This is a genomic window from Stenotrophomonas sp. Ste96, assembly GCF_024519495.1.
Classification (GTDB): Bacteria; Pseudomonadota; Gammaproteobacteria; order Xanthomonadales; family Xanthomonadaceae; genus Stenotrophomonas; species Stenotrophomonas bentonitica_A.
In genome coordinates this window covers 1-1,069 of sequence record NZ_JALJRX010000033.1, presented here as the reverse complement: position 1 = coordinate 1,069, position 1,069 = coordinate 1, and the positions used below count along the sequence as shown (strand labels likewise).

At 68.8% G+C, this 1,069-nt stretch carries 1 protein-coding gene; it reads left to right on the top strand.

The genetic code is table 11. The features are described from left to right. Positions 1 to 387 precede the first annotated feature (387 nt). On the top strand, positions 388 to 1,069 hold a 682-nt coding region (locus OC373_RS18680; RefSeq protein WP_261998274.1), incomplete at its 3' end, for a TolC family protein.

Genomic DNA, 1,069 nt, shown 5'->3' with positions numbered 1-1,069 from the left:
ACGGCCACGATTGCGAATCGAAAGTTCCGTCGGCGGACAAGGCTCTCTGTGACACACATTGCAACGAGGGGGGCATCTCCGCAAATAGTGGGCGCATCCCCCCGATCCCACCGTTGTTTGTCGGAGCATGGCTCCCTTGGTTTTCCGCGGCCCAGTTCTTGGACGGCTTGCCGGCGGCCACATCCGCCCGGGTCGAGTTTCCTCCAAAACCCGCTTGGCACCGACCGACCGCCCATCCAGCGGCGCTGTTGCTGATCTGATGCCCGAACGCTGACTGCTCCGCACATCCGTGCGGCGCAGTGCTGTGCGTTCGTGCCGTGCGCGTCACGGCATGTGCTGCTGCCTTCGTCCGAGCGACCTGCGTCGCGTCGGCACAAGGACACTGATATGGCATCCCTGTTCGAACGGTTTCAGGTTAGACGCCTGCACCCTCGCCTGCTGATCCGCGGACGGCCACCGCTCCGGCACCTACTTTCCTGCGTGCTCGCCGGCGCCTTGTGGACGCTGGCGCTGCCCGTCACCGCAAACGAACCCATACCGGGGCACAGCCTCGAGTCGATCCGCGCCTGGGTTCTCGAGCAGAACCCCGAGCTGCGGGCACTGGACTTCGAGGCCCAGGCGGCCGAAGCCCGGATCCAGCCGGCGGGCGCCCTGCCCGACCCGACCGCCTCCGTCGGATTCCGCGGCCTCGATCCGGACAAGCCCTGGCGAAGCGCCGGTGCCGACCGCGAGGTCGACTACGCGCTGCGCCAACGTTTCCCGCTCTGGGGCAAGCGCGGCCTCGCGCGGACCGCGGCCAGCCAGGACGCGGTCGCGGTCGGGCTCGACCGAATCACCACTGCGCGGGATCTGCTGGCTGACGCCGAGGCGGCCTACGTACGCTACTGGCATGCCGACCAGGCCGTGGCCATACTCGACCGCCGCATCGCCCTGCTCCGCCAGGTCGAAGAGATGGCCGGGGTGCGCTACGCCCTCGGCCGCGCGGCGCAGCAGGATGCCATCCGCGCCCAAGTGGAGCAGACCAGCCTCAAGCGCGAGCGGATCGAACGCCTCGCGGCCAAGCAGGAGG